Source organism: Streptomyces sp. NPDC107522 (assembly GCF_055657525.1).
Genome location: NZ_JBVKAU010000037.1, coordinates 1 through 4,228 on the forward strand (window position 1 = coordinate 1; position 4,228 = coordinate 4,228).

The 4,228-nt window shown below is 71.4% G+C and carries 2 protein-coding genes; both read right to left on the minus strand.

Features of this window, described 5'->3' with window-relative positions; translation table 11 throughout:
* The coding region (locus tag ACZ7L6_RS43340; RefSeq protein ID WP_471934050.1) for a non-ribosomal peptide synthetase at positions 1–3,028 on the minus strand (3,028 nt) is incomplete at its 3' end.
* 29 nt (positions 3,029–3,057) lie between these two features.
* On the minus strand, positions 3,058–4,228 hold a 1,171-nt coding region (locus ACZ7L6_RS43345), incomplete at its 5' end, for a condensation domain-containing protein (protein ID WP_471934052.1).

A 4,228-nucleotide genomic window follows, 5' to 3' on the forward strand; every position in this document is an offset into this window, starting at 1 on the left:
GAGCCCGCGCCACCAACTGCATCGACATGATCGAGTCGCCGCCCAGCTCGAAGAAGCTGTCGTCGACCCCCACCCGCTCCAACCCCAGCAACTCCGCGAACAGCACGCACAAGGTCTCCTCCACGCCATTGCGCGGCTCCCGCCCGGAGACCCGGCCCGCGAAATCCGGCGCCGGCAACGCCCCGCGATCCACCTTCCCGTGACGCGTCACCGGCAAGGCGTCGAGCGCGAGGACGGCTGCGGGGACCATGTAGTCCGGCAGCCGTAGAGCGGCGTGGGCGCGCACGTCGTCGGTCTCCACCCCGTCCAGGCCCTCGGGCACGACGTAGCCGACGAGACGACGTTCGCCCGGGGTGTCCTCGCGTACGGTCACCACGGCCTGGGCCACCGAGGGATGCGCCGCAAGCGCCGCTTCCACCTCGCCCAGCTCCACCCGGAAACCACGGATCTTCACCTGCGCGTCCGCACGGCCGACGAACTCCAGCGTGCCATCAGCCGTCCACTGGACCAGGTCGCCCGTCCGGTACATCCGCTCACCCGGCACGAACGGACACGCCACGAACCGCTCCGCCGACAGGCCGGGCTGCGCCCAGTACCCGAGCGCGAGGCCGACCCCGGCGATGTACAACTCACCGGTCACCCCGGGCGGCACCGGCTGAAGAAAGGCATCGAGAACATACGTCCGCCGCATGGGCAGCGGACGCCCGATCGGCAACGGTGAGCCGACGCGGTCCTCGGCCCGCATCAGATGCCAGGTCGCGCACAGGGTGGTCTCGGTCGGCCCGTACAAGTGCCGTACCGCCACCTCCGGGCATGCCTCCCGCACCCGCGCCACCGACGCGGCAGGCACCACGTCCCCGCCCGTCAACACCTCACGCAACCCCGCGAAACACCCCGGCGCCTCCCCCGCCAGCACCCGGAACGACCCCGCCGTCACATGCACCGACGTCACACCACCGGCCACAAACGCCTGGACCTGCCCGGCATCCACCACACCAGGCTCGGCGATCACCACCCGCGCACCAGCGGCCAACGGCACCCACACCTCGAACAACGACACGTCAAACGCATGCGGCGCATGCATCAACACCACGTCATCCGCGCCCACATGCCACTCACGCTCACCCACCAACGCCGCCGCACTCCCATGCGGCACCGCCACACCCTTCGGCACCCCCGTCGACCCCGACGTGTACATCACGTACGCCACATCGGCCGGCCCGACGCGCACCACCGGCGCATCCCCGCAGGCGGCCAACTCACCGGCGATCCCGGGCTCGTCCACGACCACGACCTGCACATCAGCGCCCTCCGGCACCACCGCCCGCGTCGCCTCCGAACACACCACCACCGCCGGAGCACAATCCGCCAACACCAGCGACACCCGCTCGGCAGGAGAGCCGGCATCCACAGGCACATAGGCGGCCCCCGCACGCCATACGCCCAGGAGCGTCACGACCAGATCCGCGGACCGCTCCATCACCACCGCGACCCGATCACCACGGCCCACACCCGCGCCCACCAGATACGACGCCATACGCCCGGACGCCGCCCACAACTCCCCATACGAGAGCGCCCGATCACCCTCCACCAGCGCCACCGCACCCGCCGACACCCGCACCCGCTCGGCGATCAACTCCGGCACGGAAGGCACGGCACCGTTCAAGTCCCCGCCGGCCGCCGTACTCGACCCGGCCAGCACAGCCGCCCGTTCCGCCGCACCCAGCAGACCCACCCGGCCCACCAGCACCGACGGATCGCCCACCACCTGCTCAAGGACCTCGAAGAACCTGGTGAGCACGGAATCGGCGGTGTCCCTGTCGAACAGGTCCGGCCGGTAGTCGAGCTTGCAGCGCATCGGAGTGCCCGGGGACACGACGAGGGTGTAGGGGTAGTGCGCTGTCTCCTCACCGGCGATGACCCGCAGGTCGAAGGTGTCCTGGTCTGCCGCCCGGGCCGGGGTGCGCGGATAGTTCTCGTAGACGAGGAGCGTGTCGAAGGTGGCTCCGGACCCGCTGAGTTGCTGGATCTCGGACAGGCCGAGGTGCTGATGCCCGATCAGGTTCCTCTGGCTGTCCTGGAGTTCGGCGAGCATCCGCACCACCGGCTGCGCACCCTCTAGGCGCACCCGCACGGGAACGGTGTTGATGAACAGGCCGACCATCGACTCCACGCCCGGCAGCTCCGCCGGGCGGCCCGCCACGGTCGCACCGAACACGACGTCCGTACGGCCGGCCAGCCGGGCCAGCACCAGCGCCCACGCGCCCTGCACCACTGTGTTCACCGTCAGGCCGTGCCGGCGGGCGTAGGCCGTCACGTCCTCGGCGAGGCGTGCGGGCACCTCGCGGGTGAGGATCTCCGGGGCCACCGGAGCCCTTCCCGGGGCAGCCGGAGCGACCAGGGTCGGTTCTTGCGCGCCCGCGAGTTCCTGCCGCCATACGTCGCGTGCGGCTTCCTTGTCCTGGCGGCCGAGCCACACCAGGTAATCCCGGTACGAGACGGGCGCCGGCAGGACGCCGGAGTCGCCGTCGGCCGCGTACAGCGCCCTCATTTCCCTCAGCAGGACGGGCATGGACCAGCCGTCCATGAGGACGTGGTGGCTGGTGAGCACCAGGCGGTGCCGCCTGTCCCCCAGCTTGATCAGCAGCAGCCGCAGCAGCGGCGGAGCCGCGAGCTGGAACCGCTCCGCCCGCTCGGCCTCGGTCAGTTTGTCCAGGGCGGCCGCCCGTTCGGCCTCGGGGAGCCCGGACAGATCGGCTTCGCGCCACGGCAGCACGACGTTCCGGGCGATGACCTGCATCGCCGCTCCCGACTTGCGTCGCCGGAAGCCCGCGCGCAGGGCCGGGTGGCGGGCCAGGAGCGCCTCCCACGCCGTCCGCAGCCGTCCCGCGTCCAGCGGTCCGGTCAGGTCGAGCAGCCGCTGTCCCTGGTAGACGTCGGGTCCCTGGTCGTCGAAGGCGGCATGGAACAGCAGGCCCTCCTGAAGCGGAGACAGGGGCCACACGTCCTCGACTGCGGATCGGGTCATCGCTTCACTCCTCAAGGCGTGGTGTCCGGTCAGGAGAGGCCGCCGGTGAACCCGGCTTCGAGCTCGTCCACTTCGTCCTGCGCCAGGTCGACGAGCGCGAAGTCGGACGAGGTGTGGCCGCCCGCCGCGGGGCTGGCGGTGTGCGCCGCGAGTCCGGCGAGCAGGGCCAGCCATGCCCGGGCCAGGTCCTCGACCGCCGGCTCGTCCAGGACGGTCGTCGGCCAGCTCAACGTGAGCTTCAGCTCGGAACCGTGGGCCCCGTCGTGTACGACGGCGCCCGCTTCCAGGGTGTGCAGGGCGGGCATACGCGGTGCGGCCGAGCCGCCGATGGCGTTCGCCCCGCTGAGCTGCCAAGGGGTCACCTCCTCGGTGGAGGCGCCCGTGGTGAAACGGCCCAGGTAGTTGAAGCCGATCTGCGGGGCCGGCAGCCGAGACAAGACGTCGCTCGTCTTCGGGTTGAGGTACCGCAGCAGCCCGTAGCCCAGACCGTCGCCGCCGGGCACCGAGCGCACCTGCTCCTTGACCGCCTTCAGCAGCAGGCCGGCTGCCGCGCCACCCTCCAGGACCTCGTCCAGGTCCACGCCGGTGACGTCCAGCCGCACCGGACGGCTGCTGGTGAACCAGCCGACCGTGCGCGACAGATCCGTACCGGCGACAGGCTCACGGCCGTGCCCCTCCACGTCGACGAGCACCCCGCCCGCCGTCGCCGGCCGCCAACGCGCCACCGCACCCGCCAGCGCGGCGAGCAACACCTCATGCACACCGCAGTGGAAGAGCGCCGGCAGCTCGCCGACGAGCGTCTGCGCCTGCGCCGGGGGCACGGCCCACGTGCGGTGGACCAGGTTCGCCACCGTGTCACGCTCCGGGTCGAACTCGCCTGCTCCCAACGGCTGTTCGGGATCACCGAGCTCGTCGGTCCATTGCTCCAGCTCGGAGACTCGGCTGTCCTGAGCGGCCTGTTCGGTGAGGAGGTCGGCCCACTGCTTGAACGACGTTGCCACCGGGTCGAGTTCAGGTGCTCGGCCGGCCGCGACCGCCTCGCAGGCGGCCTGCAGGTCCGGCAGCAGGATCCGCCACGACACTCCGTCGACGACCAGGTGATGTACGACCAGCACCAACCGGCCCACGCGGGAAGGCCCGGCGTCCACCCACACCGCCTGCACCATCACCCCGGCCGAAGGATCCAGCCGCCGCACCGCC